Here is a 15,558-nt window from a genome sequence, read left to right on the forward strand (position 1 = left end):
GCTTCCACATGAACTCGGTCGTGCGCCAGCTTCTGGAACAGAATACCGATGTGGTCATGGTGGATACGGGTGATTCCTACGAGGGAATATGCGGCTACTACAAGGGCACGTACATCGCCTATTCCAAGGAGAAGCCCATCTCCATGAACCCCTTCAAGGTAACGAGGGAGGAATACGAGCAGAACTTCGGCGAGAAGAAGAATTTTCTCAAATCACTGATATTCCTGATTTTCAAGGGCAACGCCTTCCCCGACAAGATAGAGGACATGCTCGTCAACCAGACCCTCGTGGAATACTATGAAACCTACTTCCACCCGTTTGATGGGTTCAACGACGATGAGCGTGAGGCATTAAGGCAGAAACTGCTGGTGGCATCCAAGATGGAGGAAGACCCCGACAAGTACAACAAGGGCATGGAGGACATCGAGCGGCAGATCAACGAGCCGCCACCGCCGGAGGAAACGGAGAAACGGGCACTGATGCTCCCGGCGGAAGCCCGGAAGGTGAAGCTGCTACGACAGTGCCGTTCCCTGCTTGCGCTGGCACGGGACGGGGCCGCCAGCAAAGGAGAGCGGGAACGCGCCCTTGCCATCGTAGAGAAGTACAAGCAGGAACTCTACGAGAACACACAGCTGGTGAAGACGGACCGGCAGATAAGGCATATCGAGCAGCAGAGGCGCAGGCTGAAAGTCAGGGAGCTGTCCTTCAACTCCTATTACGAGTTCGCGCTGGAGCGTATCCCCCAGATTATGGCCATGGACAAGATCAGCTTCGATATCCATAATTTCGCCGCCATCCTGAAACAGTTCTACCGGGGCGGAGAGCTGGAGGCCACGCTGAACTCCGACATGGACGTGAACCTCTTTGACGAGCGGTTCATCATCTTTGAAATCGACAAGGTAAAGGATGACCCCGTGCTTTTCCCCATCATTGTGCTGATCATCATGGACGTGTTCCTGCAGAAGATGCGCATCAAGAAAGGGCGCAAGGCACTGATCATCGAAGAAGCGTGGAAGGCCATCGCGTCCCCGACCATGGCCGAGTACATCAAGTATCTCTACAAGACCGTCCGCAAGTTCCACGGCATCGCCGGGGTGGTCACGCAGGAACTGAACGACGTGATAGACTCGCCCATCGTCAAGGAGGCCATCATCAACAACTCCGACGTGAAGATACTGCTCGACCAGACCAAGTTCAAGGACAGGTACGAACAGATTGCCGCCATCCTGGGACTTACGCCCGTCCAGCGGCAGCAGATATTCACCATCAACGCCCTGAACAATCACGAGGGACGCAGCTATTTCAAGGAGGTGTGGATATGCCGGGGACAGAACTCGGATGTCTATGGCGTGGAGGAAGCCCCCGAATGTTACTGGGCCTACACCACCGAGCGTTCGGAAAAGGAAGCCCTGAAAACCTACATCGCCCACTACGGCGGGTTGCAGGAGGCCATCATACGGATAGAGGAAGACCGCCATAAGGCAGGAAGTCCGCTCTTCCGTGAGTTTGCAAGGAAAATAAACGAACATAAAAAGGTAATGTCGCTATGGTAAAATCAAGGTACATATTCATCACATTCTTATTGGCAACCGTCTCCATGCAGGCATTTGCCGGATGGCGTGTCGTCATCGACAAGAACTGCATCAAGGTGGTGGCCGCCAACACCGCCTCGCAGAAACTCATCGAGGACCAGCACAACTTGCAGCTGGACTCCATCGCTGCCAGGAAACAGAAGGTGGAGCTGTACACGGTCAGCATGGCCACCATCAAGGAACTCTACAAGCTGACGATGGAAAACGTGTCCGGTTTCGGGACGGAAAGCCTGTATTACAAGGAAATCGGCTCGTGCGCCTTTGACATCCTCAAAGACGTGCCGGAACTGGTCAAGACCGTGAATGAAGCCAAGTTTACAAATAAACTTTATTGTTTGACAGAGTTGGGTGGCCTGGTGGCGGAGACACAGCAGCTCGTGGGCGATTTCGTGAACATCGTGAACAATGCCGAGGTGCAGAATCCTCTCAAAGGACAGGGCACGGCGGAAAGGAAGAAAGACGGATACAACCTGCTCGACCGTTATGAGCGGCTGACGCTGGCCAACCGTATCTATACCGGCCTGATGAAGATACGCTACAAGGTGGACGGCATGGTACTGATGGCGCAGTTCGCCACGGCAAACGACCTGTTCTTTGCCATCGACCCGGAGGGCTGGGCCAACGTGGTGAGCATGAAAAGCCATGTGGGCGGCCTGATACAAAGCTGGAACGGACTGGTGGCTGCAAATTATTGACAATACATTATAAATCATTCGGGTATGGCACATAGAAAAGCAAAAATACAATTAGCGTGTGTGATAGTGGCACTCATGTTGTTTCCGGCCAAAAGTTTCGCATTCATTATCCCCAAAGACCTTCCGACCATCGAGGCTCTGATTGCGCTCCACAAGGCCGTGAAGAAGGACGAGGACCAGGCGTTACAGAGAGTGGCCACCAGTTTCGGCGAACAGTCTTTAATCACGAAAGGAGCCGTCAGGTTCAATGACGTGCGCACCACGCTGAACACAAGGCTTGACAACGCCCATTCCTACCTGGTGCTGGCCGGAGCCATTTCTTCCACCGCCAACTCCCTGTACCGGCTGGTAAGGGAATACAAGGACTTCACGGAAAGCACTTTCAAATATGTGAAGGACAAGCCTTTCGTGGCATGGTACTACACGGATGCCAACCTCGCCATATCAAGGGAGATAAAGCACTGCTACAAGCTCTATGCGTCCGTGGCCGCTTCGGGCATCAACCTGATGAAGGCGAGCATGGACGAGAAACTGAATCTGGTGCTGACGCTCAAAAGCACCGTTGACAAGGCACGGTACATCATTGACAACGCAAACCTGTACTGCTATCTTGTAACGGATTGCGGTTGGAAACCTGATTACATCTGGGAGATTTTGAACTCGGAGGTAAAGGATGCGATAGCGGAAAATGTCATCAACAAATGGAACGAAGGATATGCAGGTTAGAAAGACAATTATCATGGCTGTAATCATACTGGCCGGCATCCCGCTTGTCTCCAACGCCCAACGGCCTACAAGGGACAAGGAAAAGGAACGGCAGTGGAAGTCGATGGAGAACGGCCCGTGGGACTTCGCTCCCGACTGGTACTACTATTTTCTCCACAAGCGGTATTCCGGTGCGGACATGTACTGGAAATGGGCGGGCTTCCATTCCGGCTTCCGGGTGCGGTTCAGGGAGAAGGACTCCAACATCAAGCGTATCATGCCGGTGCGTGTCACGGCCGGGGAAACCCAGCGTCAGAAGGCGGAAAAGGCGGAAGAGGAACGCAAACACATCGAAGGACTGTACAGGGAGGAACTGGCACGGGAGGCGGACCGCAACGTGGATTTGAGTTACCCTGCCTACAAGGACGAGTTCAACCGGATGCAGGACTGCATCACCGACGGGCTGCTCTACTGCATGAAGAAAAGCGATGGCAGGCTCAAGTACCAGGTGAACGAGCTGAGCCGGCAGAATGAGATCCTCTGTGCGGACATCGCCTACATCCACAAGACCGGTGTCGGCTACGGGCTGGAGAACGCCAAGAGGCAGCAGGCCTACGAGGAAGCCAGGAAGAAAATGGAGGAACTGGTCAGCCGGACGGCGCATCTCTGTGCCGTGGCCGCCACTCATTATTAAAAAGGGAAACAAGAAACTGTAAAATATAAATATAAAGTAAGAACGGTATGAATATAATGTGTACACTCCTGACCATCGGTCTGCCCGCCATCGACGAGAGCCTTGACAAGCTGCTGGTCGCCATGGAGACATTCCCCAACGTGGCGGTGCTGGGTGATGCGGTCTCGCTGGCCCGTGCCCTCGGACTCTGCCTCGCCCTCTGTGTCGGCTCTTACGAGTGCTGGATGATGATGCTCGGACGGCGCGGCATGGACGTGATGAAGCTCCTACGCATCATCGGCATCTCCATCTGCATCTCCTCCTCGTCATGGATATGCGAGGCGTTGCAGGTGCCCGGCAAGAGCCTGGAGTCAGCCACCAAGGCCATGGCGCAGGCCAAGAACAAGGAAGTGGCCGCCTTCGAGCTGAAGGTGGCGCAGAAACAGGGGGATTACCTTGACCGCCTCCGGACGGTGCAGGACTCCATCGCCACCGCCAAACAGGTGGCAGCCATCGGGCAGGATGCGGCCTGGTGGGACAAGCTCATCTACAACGTGGAGAACCTCGGCACCACCATCAACAACTACGCCCAGCGTGCCGCCGTGGCCGCCGAGACCAAGGTCAGCGAGTGGATTAACGACGTCATACGCTTCATCGGCGAACTGATTTTCCAGATGTCCTACTACGGCATCCTCGTGGCGCAACGCATCTTCATGGCCATCCTCATGATATTCTGCCCCATCATGTTCGCCCTGTCCCTCGCCCCGCCGTGGAACTCGGCCTGGAGCCAGTGGATGTCAAAATACCTTTCCCTCTCGCTGTGGGGATTCGTGACCTACATGTGCCTGTACTACATTGACTTCATCCTCCTTTACAACCTCCAGCAGGACCTGGTGGCCTACGACCACCTCCTGCACGGCTCGGTGAACTCGTGGGAGCAAATCGGCGCGCTCGGCCTCCAGGGCATCGGCTCGAACTGCATGTACGCCATGGGTATGCTTGTCGGTGCCTACATCATCCGCTTCGTCCCCGAAGTGGCCTCTTGGCTGATACCGGGCGGCGTAAGTTCGGGAGCGGGTTCCGTGGCAGGCTCCACCGCCATGGGAATCACGAGCGCGGCAGGCTCGATGGCCGGAAGTGCGGTCGGCTCGACAATCGGTGCGGCAGGCTCCATGGGGAAATCACTCGTAAAGTAAACTTCAAAACGACAGTATATGCTTATAGAATCCCTTGCACAGAAAACGAAACTCGCCATGATGACGGTGCTGGCCACCATAGCTGGCTGTGCCGTCATCTGCGGGTTCACCGTCTGGTGCTGCGTCTCCCTCGTAAGCGAGGAGCGGCAGCAGATTTATGTACTCGACGGGGACATCCCGTTCCTCGCCGAGCGTGCGAAGCTGGAGGCCAACTTCACCATGGAGGCGAAGGCGCACATCCAGCTCTTCCACCAGTATTTCTTCAACCTGCCGCCCGATGACGACTACATCCGCTGGACGCTCGGCAAGGCGATGTACATGGCGGACGGCACGGCCTTGAAACAGAAACAGGCCATGGACGAGAACGGCTTCTACTCCGACATCATCTCCTCGTCGGCGGTCTGCACCGTCATGTGCGACTCCATCCGCTTTGACGGGAACGAACGCAAGTTCACCTATTACGGAACGCAGCTCATCAAGCGGCGTTCCCGTGACCAGAAACGTTCGCTGGTGACGACCGGGTACATCGAGAGCGTGCCCAGGACACAAAACAATCCCCACGGGCTGATGATCACCGGCTGGAGGACCATCGAGAACAAGGATTTGGACTATTAAAAATATCGGATATGAAATCATTTGGTAAAAAATTGCATGAACAGAGGCTTAAAACGCACCTGCTGATCAGGGCGTGGTTGCAGCCCAGGTTAAGTTCGGTCGGCACGAAATGCCGGTTGCCGGGGCGCATCCGGCTTGCCAACGCATGGGCTAGGAAACATCCCAAAAGGACGTTCGCCTGCGTGGTCGGTTCGTTATCCCTGTTATTGGTCGGAGGCATTGTCTCGGATTTCCTGACCGGCAGGAACGTGACGGAACCCGATGTGAGTGCCATTGCAAACATGGAACCGCTCTTCAGCGGTTTCCGCACCATTCAGGCGAACAAGGACGCGCATCGACGTACACTGCTGGAACTGACCGCCGAGGGGCAGGCCGTCCGCAAGGAACTGGACTCCCTGATTGCCGTCCCGAAGAAATCACGCGCGGATTCCGTCCGTATCGTGCGGCATTACAAAAAACTGGAAAACATCGTCAAATCCCTTAAAAACAATGACAACTCATGATCAAGATTAATTTCAGACAACCCAAGTATATCTTTCCGCTGGTCGTCTTCGTTCCGCTGTGTGCCATGGTTTACTTCCTGATGCAGACATTCGGCGGCGACGGTGAGACAGCGGAGGCGGTGGCCACGGACCACATCAACATGGAACTGCCGGAGGCGCAAACTCAGGAAACCGGAGATAAGATGTATGAGATGTCACGCCGTTTCGACGACGAGGATGCCTTCACGGCAGTCGGTGCGCTCGGGGAGGAAGAGAAAGAGAATGAAAAACTGGGTCACGGCTACACCGAGGACGAGCTTGACAGCATTGACGCCGCCGAAGCCGAGCGCATCCGCCGGCAGCAGGAAATGGAGGAACTGGAGCGTTCACTGGCCGAATCAAGAAAGCACATCAACTCCTACGCTTACGGCGACGGTTCTTCCGGTGGTGGTTCAGAAAACGGTTACACCTCGCAGGATGACTTTGCCCGTGACCTTGAAGAGATACAGAAACGGAGCTATGAACGGCAGAAGGCCATTGAAGCCGGACTCGGTTACGGCAAGTCGGAAGCGGAGAAAATTGCGGAAAAACAGCGTGCGGACTCCATCGCCAGGGTACGCAGGGAGGAAGCGGAACGCAACCGCCCGAACCTTGTCCTGAAATCCTCCGACACCAATGCCGGCAAGTTCCATACCGTCACGGCCTCCAATGAAGCAGCGGAAGCCAGGCTGATACGGGCCATGATAGACCAGACCACCAAGGCACGGGAAGGCACGCGCCTTCGCTTCAAGCTGCTTGACGACGTGACCGTGAGCGGAACCCGGTTGAAGAAAGGCACATACCTTTACGGTACGGTGACAGGATTCGGGCAGCAGCGTGTCCGGGCTGCCATCACCAGCATCCTTGTGGGAGACAGGTTCATCAAGGTCAAGCTCTCTGTCTTTGACAATGACGGCATGGAGGGGTTCTACGTTCCCGAATCCGAGTTCCGTGACTTCGTGAAGGACGCAAGCTCCAGCACGGTACAGCAGAACATCAACTTCGAGTCGGAGGACGGCTACGGTTCCGGCATATCGGGAGAGGCCATCGCCCTGCAGGCCTTGCAGAACATGTACAACTCCGCCACTTCCGCCATCTCTTCCGGCATCAGGAAGAACAAGGCGAAAATCAAGTACAACACCATTGTCTATCTGATCAATTCGGATGACGCACGGTAAACTATCAAATACTTTACACACCGAACAAGAAATCATTAAATCGCATAATATGAAAGTCAGGATTCTTTTACTTTTCATCAGCATCTTCTGTCTTACCGGCAACATATTCGCCAACAGGAGGATTTACGTCAACCGGGAAGTGACCACGCACATTGTCATGCCCGAAAATATCAAGATGGTGGACATTTCCACCCCGAAGATTGCCGGCAACCAGTGTACCGACAACATTGTACGCATCAAGCCTTATCACGAGAATGATTCCCTGCCGGACTTGGGTTATGATGACAACGAGCTGCTGGGTACGCTGACCCTTATCGGGGAACGGCATATCGCACAGTACGATGTCCTTTATACCCAATCTCCCGGCATGGCTTCCAATATATATAATGTGTCATACGACGACCTGCAGTCGTACATCAACCCGGAGGTTTCCATGCCGATGGCGGAGATGGCACGCTATGCGTGGGCGGTCTATGGCAGCGACCGCAAGTTCAACCAGATTGTATCGAACGAGCACGGCATGAAAGCCGTTGTGAACAATATCTACTCCGTCGGGGACTATTTCTTCATTGACTACTCGCTTCGCAACCGGACGAAAATACCCTATGACATCGAGGAGACGAGGATAAAGCTCACGGACAAGAAGGAGACCAAGGCGACCAACTCGCAGACCATCGAGCTGACGCCGGTCTTCACGGTCAACCACGTGAGGAAATTCAAGAAGGACTACCGCAACGTGCTGGTACTGCCGAAGCTCACCTTCCCCGAAGAGAAGATTCTGCGGCTGGAAATTTCCGAGAACCAGATCAGCGGGCGTGTCATCACGCTGACCATCGAGTACAAGGACATCCTCAATGCCGACGGCTTTGATTCGGACATTTTGAAAGACACGCCGTACTATCCCTATTATCACATCACTTATACTGACAGGCCATGAAAAAATTATTGTTTATTCTCTTGTGTGCGGTAGCCTCCATGAGCGCGTCCGCACAGGACGGCAAGCTGACGCTGAACGCCGGCTTCCTTTTCCCCTCCACGTTGAATGCGACCCTCGGTTATGAATATCCGCTGTCCTACGGCAATGCCGTGGAAGTATTCGGCGAGGCGGGCACGCACTGGCACAGGCCCGTTTCCAAGAACTTCTGGAAGGATTATTACTGGGACGGCGGTCTTCTGTACAAGCACCGCCTTGTCCGCTACAAGAACGGGATGCTCCGTTTCCGCTTCGGCCCGCAGTTCGGTGCGGTGAACCGGAAGTTCTTCCTCGGTCTGGAGGGAGGCTTCGAGTACAGCTACGTGCTGCGAAGCGGAATGGAGTTCTCAATTATCCAGAAGAACAACGTGAACTTCCTGCACGGGGACACTTTCCGCAACGGGTTGTTGCTGGGAATAAAAATACCGTTTTGACAGAATATAAATTTATAGCTTATGGCATTTGAGGAAACGAGGGAACAGCAGCAGATGTACAGTTATTTCCGTAGCTGTATCTACATCTTTCTCATCATCGAGATCGTGATGAACCTGCCGGTAACGGCGGACAACCGCGTCACGCAGTTCATTCTTGACATACTGGGACGTTTCAAGGTGTTCAACTCGGTGGCGGGCTGCAAGGTGACGGAACTGGTCTGCATCTGTGTGGTGTGTATAGGTACGAAGGCGAAGAAGGCGTTGAAGTTCAACGTCAGGACGATGGTCATCTACCCGGTACTGGCGGGACTGACCCTTGTCGGGCTGTGTTTTGTCTTTCACGGGATGGACTTCGGCGTCAGCTGGATGGGTTTCCCGGCAGGCCGTATCCTCTATGCCCTCTGCTCGGTGGCAGGCACCATGCTGGTGCATCAGGGGCTGGACGGCATCGCCAGGTATTACAACTACAAGGTGGGCGAAGACCGTTTCAACTTCGAGAACGAATCCTTCCAACAGTCGGAAGTGCTGGTAAACAACGACTACTCGGTGAACATTCCCATGATATATTACTGGAAACAGAAGATGCACAGGGGCTGGATCAACATCATCAACCCGTTCCGTGGGACTATCGTGCTGGGTACGCCCGGTTCGGGTAAGTCGTTCGGCATCATCGACCCGTTCATAAGGCAGCACTCGGCCAAGGGTTTCGCCCTCATGGTATATGACTTTAAGTTTCCGACACTTGCCAAGACGCTTTTTTACCAGTACTGCAAGAACAGGAAAGCCGGAAAACTTCCTGATAATTGCGGATTCAGGATAGTGAACTTTACCGATGTGGAGTATTCCAACCGCATCAACCCGATACAACGGAAGTATATTCCCGACCTGGCGGCGGCATCGGAGACGGCGGCTACGCTGCTCGCCTCCCTGAACAAGGGCGGCGGCGAGAAGAAAGGCGGTTCGGAGGCCTTCTTCACCAACTCGGCGGAGAACTTTCTGGCGGCCATCATCTATTTCTTCGTGAACTTCCACCCGGTAGGGTTCAAGGACGGAAAGAAGCTGAAAAGATTCATCTCACTGGAGGGAAAGGAACACATGGGCAGGAAATACGAGGTGGTCATCCGCAACTGGGACGACTTCAACGCCCTTGACGGCAAGGGCAGCGTGGTGCTGGACTTCGTGGACGAGAAAGGCAACGACGTCTCGACCGATGAAGACCGCATGTTCGTGGAGTTGGAGGGCTTTTCCTACAAGGACAGAACCGGCAAGGAGATAAGGATAAGCCGCTGCTGGTACGAGGACGACAAGGGAAACGAGGTGGAGCCGGACACCGTGACCGGGGAGTATTCCGATATGCCGCACGTGCTGTCCTTCCTCGGGAGGCCATACGACCAGGTGTTCAACATCCTGATGCAGGACGAGAGGATTGCCTCGCTGATGGCTCCGTTCAAGAGTGCCTACGAGAACAAGGCCAACGACCAGCTGGAAGGCATGGTGGGCACGCTCCGTGTCAATGCCGCCCGGCTGGTATCACCGGAAGCCTACTGGGTGTTCACCGGGGACGACTTTGACCTGAAGATTTCCGACAGGGAACATCCGAGCTATCTGGTCATCGCCAACGACCCGGAGAAGGAACAGGTCATCGGCTCGCTGAACGCACTGGTGCTGAACCGACTGATTACCCGTGTGAACTCCAAGGGGAACATCCCGGTGAGCATCATCGTGGACGAGCTGCCGACCCTGTACTTCCACAAGATAGACCGGCTTATCGGCACGGCACGCTCCAACAAGGTGGCCGTGACGCTGGGCTTTCAGGAACTGCCACAGCTGGAGGCGGACTACGGCAAGGTGGGGATGCAGAAGATTATCACCACCTGCGGCAACATCTTCATGGGGGCGGCACGCAACAAGGAGACGCTGGAATGGGCGCAGAACGACGTGTTCGGCAAGGCCAAGCAGACCTCACGCTCCATTTCCATCAACGACAGCAAGGTGTCGACCACCATTTCCGAGAAGATGGACTACCTCGTTCCGGCGGCGAAGATTGCGGACATGGCCACCGGCTGGCTGGCCGGGCAGGCGGCGCGTGACTTTACCGCAACGGACGACAGTATGCTGGAGCGATTCGACATCGAACGGTCCGAGGAGTTCAAGACCACCAAGTACTTCTGCAAGACGCACTTCGACATGAAGAAAATCAAACGGGAGGAGGATCACTACGTGCCGCTTCCCAAAATCTACGAGTTCCGGAATGACCGGGAGAGGGAAATCATGCTCAACCGCAACTTCAAGCGGGTGAACCAGGAGGTCGAGGACATGGTAAAGGAACTGTTGGGCATGAGTTGAATGACTATACGATTATGGATACAAAATTCTGCTTACCGGGATGGAGCGGCAGCGCATTGAAAGTCATCGCCATGGTTTCCATGGTGACAGACCACATTGCCCTCTATTTTTTGAAAGATGATACTTTCCTATACGGGGTGATGCGTTGCGTGGGGCGTATCGCTTTCCCGGTGTTCGCTTTCCTAATAGCGGAAGGGTTCACTCATACCCGGAACAGGATGCGGTATTTCCTGACACTGCTGGGGTTCGCTGCTGTTAGCGAACTGCCGTGGCATCTGCTGAACGGGAGTGACGGAACGCACAACGTGATGTTTACGCTGGCTTTGGGTGTGGCGGTACTGGCGGCTTTTGAAAGGCTGGACGGGCATAAAGTCATTTGCTACTGCACAATCCTTCTGACAGCATGGTTGGCCACATGGTCAGGTGTGGATTATGAGTGGAGAGGTATTCTGATGATTGTAATCTTCTATCTGTTTCAAAAGTGCGGGAACACTTTCCCTTCCCACTTATGCAGAATGGCTCAATTGCTTTTTACTTTTCCCTTGATGATGCACTATGGAGTGATTGGCGCAATGCTCGCCTGCACCGTTATTCTGTTTTATAATGGCAGAAGGGGATTTATACAAGGCAATGTGGCCAAGTATGGATTCTATGCTTTTTACCCAGCGCATCTGTTTATACTTGTCATCATTGTAAAATACCTAAATTTATAACAAACTGACATATAGATATTTTTCAAGATAAAATTCATGTTGTTTCATAAATACCGATTATTTCCACAAATCTTCACTTCTCCAATTTGGGCTGAATCCCATTGCAGCAATATCTATTGAGGGAAATTCGTTCAACAAGACTGATAGTTTTTCATTGAAGTTGTTATTTGGAGAAGCCGAAGCAAGAAAATACCGGATTATACACAAGCGATAGTAAATCCTTTTCTTATCCACATTTGAGGCGTCAATCCATGCGTATGTGGTCTTACGTGGCTCGGCAGGATTCAACATGAAATCACGATTCCATACCCTTGCGTGGTGACAGCACATATTACGAAGATTGGCAAGCACCGTCAGCCAAGAAGTAAATACCTGTGGTTTCAACCCAAAATAACCGGCAATACGCTTCATCAGTTTGTTACTCGCTATATTTGAGTAAATATAGTTAAGGTTGCCGAATGAAAGCACTTCAGTTATCATCCATGCCGGAGGATAGTCTTCAATGTAATTCTGCCGAAAGTCCTCTATGTAATCTTCCTTACTCGATACCAACTCCTTTTCTATGATTGCCAAAGTCTGGTTGAACTTGTCAGGGTTAGCGAAGTATTCGGATTTGGTAATCCAATACTTATCACCTAATTCCTGACATCCTATATTGGCCAATACACTTCGTATAGCAACCTCTATCTTTTCAATTTCATTGAAAAGCAGAATACGCAGTTTCTTGTCAAATCGGTACAAGGTCAGTATCTGCCGGAAAGATATGCCTTCCTTCAAGACCCTATCACTCTTTGGAATCCGATAAAAGGGGAAAATATATGCAGTAAGCCTATGATAACCAATATTCATCAAATAATTTTCCACTTTCTGATCATCGTCCATGAGCATACCACGGGATTTTAGAATTTGAGCAATCTCTGCCGGGGAAGAATATGGTTTGGCAAAACTTGTTTTCATATAGGTATAATAAAAAAACGACCCGCCGATTTGAGCATTGTAAAGAGGCTTGGCAGGTTCTAATGCCGCAAAGGTAATAAAACAATTTTGATTTGCAAAACATTTAATAGATTTCCACACGATTTCCACACGATAATCTGTTGATTTCATGTTTCTTGTCTGTACAAAAAAGTTATCTTGTCCTACATAAGCTTCGCTTTTTGCATTTTTGATTTGTTCTTTTCCTACCTAAAGTTGTTTCAGTACACGAATAACGGAGCGAATATACCCGGGGTCTTCCGCATATCCAATTTCATCAAGCCATAGCAAATAATTGCCACCCTTATATCTGTATTGCACTTTCGTGTAATAAGCCCGGACACTCTCCGTCCAATGCCCGAACTCATAGTATTTCCCTGTACGGGGATTGGTCAGCCCGAAGAGGTTGTGCTTGTTCCGGCATACGGCAGAGCGGAACCAGCCCGTTTCGAGGATGGCCTGCGCCAGCACGATTTTCGGATGACGAATACCGTTACGGAGAATTTCCTCATAGAGATTAGGGATAGTAAGTTCGGGAAGCTTTTTATCCGGCTTTATCTCGCTTAACTTTTGGGACGTGCTTTTGTCACTGTTTCGGCTTTTCCTGTTACTGTTTTCCTGACCGACAACTGTAAGGTTCAATGTATCTTTAGCCAATGAATTTATTGAACCAGCCTCCGTATTCCATTTATTATCAACATATTCAATGGTATCTCTTACAAAAGGAGGCATGATTTTCGACTCTTTTGTAATCGTATAGAACTGGGCGGATGCCGCTACCGGCATGAGCGTCAGCATGAATACTATAAGAATAGTGTTGCGCATTTCTGTTTCAGGGATTTGATGCGGATAAATTTGTGGCAATCAGACGGCCACGGCCGCAAAATTAACAGCTTAACAACCATAAAATGGAAATGCACAACAGAAATCAACCCGAACCGCTGCCATACGAGAGACTGGCAGCACTGGGCATCGACCGGGAAAAGGCCGACCTTCTGCCGCAGGAAGTGAAGGACAGGCTTGTTTCCGGCGAGGTCACACCGCTCATGCAGGTGTCGATAAGTGCCCGAAACGGTGACGTGATCACGTTACCGCTCAAACTGCAGATGACCGCTGACAAGAACGGCAATCCCGTACTCATGGCCTATCCTGTCCGTGCCGCTCTCGAAGCGGAACGTAGCGGCATCCTCCGACTGACGGAACAGGAAGCCGCAAGGCTCAATAGTGGTGAAGTCATCCAAAAAGCCGTGGAAATCAACGGCGAGAAGACACGGCAGTATCTCCAGCTTGATCCCGAAACGAAGTCCGTCATACACCGACGGGTAACTGATGTTCAGATTGAACAGAAGCTGAAGGACATGGAGAAGGTGAATGACATCGAACTGGGGACACAGCAGAAGCAGCAGGTACGTGAGGGAAAGCCCGTGGAGCTGAACGTGGGCGGTGAAAAGGTCTCCGTCGGCGTGGACCTTAAAGAACCGCAGGGGTTCAAGGTGATACAGGGCGACTTGAAAGAATGGGAACGGCAGCAGAAACTCCGCTATGACGAACGGCATCCCGAATACCTCGGACTGGTGATGACGGACAAAAACCGCTGGGAATACCTGAAGGTGGTTGACCGTCAGTCACAGGAGCGGGCGTTGAAGTTCCATTCCTCCCCGAAAGAATCCAAGGGTCTCAAAATCTAAAACCAGTTTCCCATGGCCAAGAAAGAGAATACAGACAAGGATACCACCCTTCTCGGAAAGTTTGACGCATTGAAGAAGAAGCACCCGGACGCGATGCTGCTTTTCCGCAACGGGGACTTCTATGAGCTGTACAGGGAGGATGCCGTCAAGGCTTCCGTACTGCTTGCCTTGAAGATTTCGGAGAAAATCATTCCCGGCGAGAAAGAGCCTGTCAAGCTGGCCGGGTTTCCCCATCATGCCCTGGACACGTATCTGCCCAAACTGATCCGTTCGGGGCAAAGGGTCGCCATCTGTGATGCGATTGAAGACCCGAAGCTGATGAAGAAAGCGAAAACGCAAGAAGAAATAACTCCAAACAATGAAGCTATGGCAAAGAAAAAGAAAGAGAAGGCTACGCAGGAAGAGCCTGCCAAGACAGTGGGAAACGCTGCCGTGGAGAAACCTGCCGACGAGAAGAAGGCCGAGACGAAAGTCGAAGCCGGGAAGGAGCGCAAACCCCGTGAACCGCAGATGGTGACGGCCAACGGTGAAAAAGTGACGCACGGCCATGCCTACCAGAGCAAGGACAACCCGGAAGACTGGTATTTTACAGCCAAGATTGACGGGCAGCAGCTGAAACCGCAGAAAATGGATGCGGCTGACCTTGCCGCCTACCAGAAGAAGGAGATGACCGTACCCCAGCTGATGGAACGCTACTACCCGACCAAGCTCATGCCCAAAGTGCCCGAAGAGGCTTTCCGGATGCCTAAGTCGATTGACGGGCCGGAGGGCAGCGTCACGGTGGAGAAGTTCAACGTGTACAAGGAGAAGGACGAGCAGCGTCCCGATTACGGCAAGTACAAGTTTTACGCGCAGGTCGGCGATACCAAGATGTCGGCCGTCGCCTCCCGTCAGGATTTGAACGCCTACTTCGACCGGGTGATGACACCAGAGCAGCTGTTGGAGAGGAACTTCGGCGAACGGCTGCACCTGAAATCCGCCTACGAGAAATACCGGCTTCCCGAAGGCATCGACCCCAAGGGTGTCCGTGTGGCCAAGGACCATGCCGACAACAAGTGGAAAGTGTCGGTGGACATGGGCGACAGGGGCAAGACCTCCCGGCATGAAATCTCCTTCGACGACGGCTATTCGCTCTTCAAGACCAAGACCGCCACACGGGAGCAGATAGCGGCCAAGTACCTGAACACGGAAATCACCGATATGCTGGCGGGCAACACCGCCAGGGTGGAAAAATCAGCTTCCATGAAAATGTAA

Annotated in this window: 16 protein-coding genes; 14 read left to right on the forward strand and 2 right to left on the reverse strand. The window is 52.7% G+C overall.

The genetic code is table 11. The features are described 5' to 3' along the window. From ACZMIG_RS13585 to ACZMIG_RS13640, 12 genes are all read left to right on the forward strand, one after another. The coding region (locus tag ACZMIG_RS13585) for a TraG family conjugative transposon ATPase (protein ID WP_487889704.1) at positions 1 to 1,553 on the forward strand (1,553 nt) is incomplete at its 5' end. Further along, positions 1,547 to 2,287 (forward strand): hypothetical protein, encoded by a 741-nt coding sequence (locus ACZMIG_RS13590; RefSeq protein WP_022163566.1) that lies wholly within the window; start codon positions 1,547 to 1,549, stop codon positions 2,285 to 2,287. The genes ACZMIG_RS13585 and ACZMIG_RS13590, both read left to right, overlap by 7 nt. 24 nt (positions 2,288 to 2,311) lie before the next feature. After that, positions 2,312 to 3,013: a hypothetical protein gene (locus ACZMIG_RS13595; RefSeq protein WP_022163565.1), complete on the forward strand. Its 702-nt coding sequence runs from the start codon at positions 2,312 to 2,314 to the stop codon at positions 3,011 to 3,013. Next, a complete protein-coding gene (locus ACZMIG_RS13600; RefSeq protein ID WP_022163564.1) occupies positions 3,003 to 3,686 on the forward strand; it encodes a DUF5045 domain-containing protein in 684 nt (227 codons plus the stop codon). The genes ACZMIG_RS13595 and ACZMIG_RS13600 overlap by 11 nt, the downstream gene beginning before the upstream one ends. A gap of 47 nt (positions 3,687 to 3,733) precedes the next feature. Then, the gene (locus ACZMIG_RS13605; RefSeq protein ID WP_258973828.1) at positions 3,734 to 4,861 is read left to right on the forward strand and encodes a TraJ family protein; all 1,128 of its coding nucleotides are present in this window, start codon (positions 3,734 to 3,736) and stop codon (positions 4,859 to 4,861) included. An 18-nt stretch (positions 4,862 to 4,879) separates the two neighbouring features. Continuing rightward, positions 4,880 to 5,476 (forward strand): conjugative transposon protein TraK, encoded by a 597-nt coding sequence (gene traK / locus ACZMIG_RS13610; RefSeq protein ID WP_075316817.1) that lies wholly within the window; start codon positions 4,880 to 4,882, stop codon positions 5,474 to 5,476. 11 nt (positions 5,477 to 5,487) lie between these two features. Next, positions 5,488 to 5,979, forward strand: coding sequence for a hypothetical protein (locus ACZMIG_RS13615; RefSeq protein ID WP_022163561.1), 492 nt, complete (start codon positions 5,488 to 5,490; stop codon positions 5,977 to 5,979). Next, positions 5,976 to 7,175, forward strand: a complete 1,200-nt coding sequence (locus ACZMIG_RS13620) for a conjugative transposon protein TraM (protein WP_022163560.1) — start codon at positions 5,976 to 5,978, stop codon at positions 7,173 to 7,175. Before ACZMIG_RS13615 ends, ACZMIG_RS13620 begins: the two co-directional genes overlap by 4 nt. A 49-nt stretch (positions 7,176 to 7,224) precedes the next feature. Continuing rightward, positions 7,225 to 8,112 (forward strand): conjugative transposon protein TraN, encoded by an 888-nt coding sequence (gene traN, locus ACZMIG_RS13625; protein WP_022163559.1) that lies wholly within the window; start codon positions 7,225 to 7,227, stop codon positions 8,110 to 8,112. After that, positions 8,109 to 8,582: a hypothetical protein gene (locus tag ACZMIG_RS13630; protein ID WP_022163558.1), complete on the forward strand. Its 474-nt coding sequence runs from the start codon at positions 8,109 to 8,111 to the stop codon at positions 8,580 to 8,582. Before traN ends, ACZMIG_RS13630 begins: the two co-directional genes overlap by 4 nt. A gap of 21 nt (positions 8,583 to 8,603) precedes the next feature. Further along, positions 8,604 to 10,928: a type IV secretory system conjugative DNA transfer family protein gene (locus tag ACZMIG_RS13635; RefSeq protein ID WP_022163557.1), complete on the forward strand. Its 2,325-nt coding sequence runs from the start codon at positions 8,604 to 8,606 to the stop codon at positions 10,926 to 10,928. Between the two features lie 14 nt (positions 10,929 to 10,942). Beyond that, on the forward strand, positions 10,943 to 11,641 hold the full coding sequence (locus ACZMIG_RS13640) for a conjugal transfer protein TraX (protein WP_258973830.1): 699 nt from the start codon (positions 10,943 to 10,945) through the stop codon (positions 11,639 to 11,641). Between the two features lie 57 nt (positions 11,642 to 11,698). Here the strand turns inward: ACZMIG_RS13640 and ACZMIG_RS13645 are convergent, their stop codons facing one another. Both ACZMIG_RS13645 and ACZMIG_RS13650 read right to left on the reverse strand, forming a co-directional pair. Continuing rightward, on the reverse strand, positions 11,699 to 12,748 hold the full coding sequence (locus ACZMIG_RS13645; RefSeq protein ID WP_022163555.1) for an Abi family protein: 1,050 nt from the start codon (positions 12,746 to 12,748) through the stop codon (positions 11,699 to 11,701). 78 nt (positions 12,749 to 12,826) lie between these two features. Next, the gene (locus tag ACZMIG_RS13650) at positions 12,827 to 13,441 is read right to left on the reverse strand and encodes a glucosaminidase domain-containing protein (protein ID WP_022163554.1); all 615 of its coding nucleotides are present in this window, start codon (positions 13,439 to 13,441) and stop codon (positions 12,827 to 12,829) included. Between the two features lie 83 nt (positions 13,442 to 13,524). Here ACZMIG_RS13650 and ACZMIG_RS13655 point away from each other — a divergent pair, with 83 nt between their 5' ends. Next, positions 13,525 to 14,304 (forward strand): DUF3945 domain-containing protein, encoded by a 780-nt coding sequence (locus ACZMIG_RS13655; RefSeq protein WP_200806319.1) that lies wholly within the window; start codon positions 13,525 to 13,527, stop codon positions 14,302 to 14,304. A 12-nt stretch (positions 14,305 to 14,316) separates the two neighbouring features. Next, on the forward strand, positions 14,317 to 15,558 hold the full coding sequence (locus tag ACZMIG_RS13660; RefSeq protein ID WP_022163552.1) for a MutS N-terminal domain-containing protein: 1,242 nt from the start codon (positions 14,317 to 14,319) through the stop codon (positions 15,556 to 15,558).

This window comes from Xylanibacter sp. (assembly GCF_057607445.1).

Bases quoted from the DNA above. Each gene is read 5' to 3' on its own strand.
- ACZMIG_RS13590 (WP_022163566.1), top strand. From the start codon at position 1,547: ATGGTAAAATCAAGGTACATATTCATCACATTCTTATTGGCAACCGTC.
- ACZMIG_RS13595 (WP_022163565.1), top strand. From the start codon at position 2,312: ATGGCACATAGAAAAGCAAAAATACAATTAGCGTGTGTGATAGTGGCA.
- ACZMIG_RS13600 (WP_022163564.1), top strand. From the start codon at position 3,003: ATGCAGGTTAGAAAGACAATTATCATGGCTGTAATCATACTGGCCGGC.
- ACZMIG_RS13605 (WP_258973828.1), top strand. From the start codon at position 3,734: ATGAATATAATGTGTACACTCCTGACCATCGGTCTGCCCGCCATCGAC.
- traK (WP_075316817.1), top strand. From the start codon at position 4,880: ATGCTTATAGAATCCCTTGCACAGAAAACGAAACTCGCCATGATGACG.
- ACZMIG_RS13615 (WP_022163561.1), top strand. From the start codon at position 5,488: ATGAAATCATTTGGTAAAAAATTGCATGAACAGAGGCTTAAAACGCAC.
- ACZMIG_RS13620 (WP_022163560.1), top strand. From the start codon at position 5,976: ATGATCAAGATTAATTTCAGACAACCCAAGTATATCTTTCCGCTGGTC.
- traN (WP_022163559.1), top strand. From the start codon at position 7,225: ATGAAAGTCAGGATTCTTTTACTTTTCATCAGCATCTTCTGTCTTACC.
- ACZMIG_RS13630 (WP_022163558.1), top strand. From the start codon at position 8,109: ATGAAAAAATTATTGTTTATTCTCTTGTGTGCGGTAGCCTCCATGAGC.
- ACZMIG_RS13635 (WP_022163557.1), top strand. From the start codon at position 8,604: ATGGCATTTGAGGAAACGAGGGAACAGCAGCAGATGTACAGTTATTTC.
- ACZMIG_RS13640 (WP_258973830.1), top strand. From the start codon at position 10,943: ATGGATACAAAATTCTGCTTACCGGGATGGAGCGGCAGCGCATTGAAA.
- ACZMIG_RS13645 (WP_022163555.1), bottom strand. From the start codon at position 12,748: ATGAAATCAACAGATTATCGTGTGGAAATCGTGTGGAAATCTATTAAA.
- ACZMIG_RS13650 (WP_022163554.1), bottom strand. From the start codon at position 13,441: ATGCGCAACACTATTCTTATAGTATTCATGCTGACGCTCATGCCGGTA.
- ACZMIG_RS13655 (WP_200806319.1), top strand. From the start codon at position 13,525: ATGGAAATGCACAACAGAAATCAACCCGAACCGCTGCCATACGAGAGA.
- ACZMIG_RS13660 (WP_022163552.1), top strand. From the start codon at position 14,317: ATGGCCAAGAAAGAGAATACAGACAAGGATACCACCCTTCTCGGAAAG.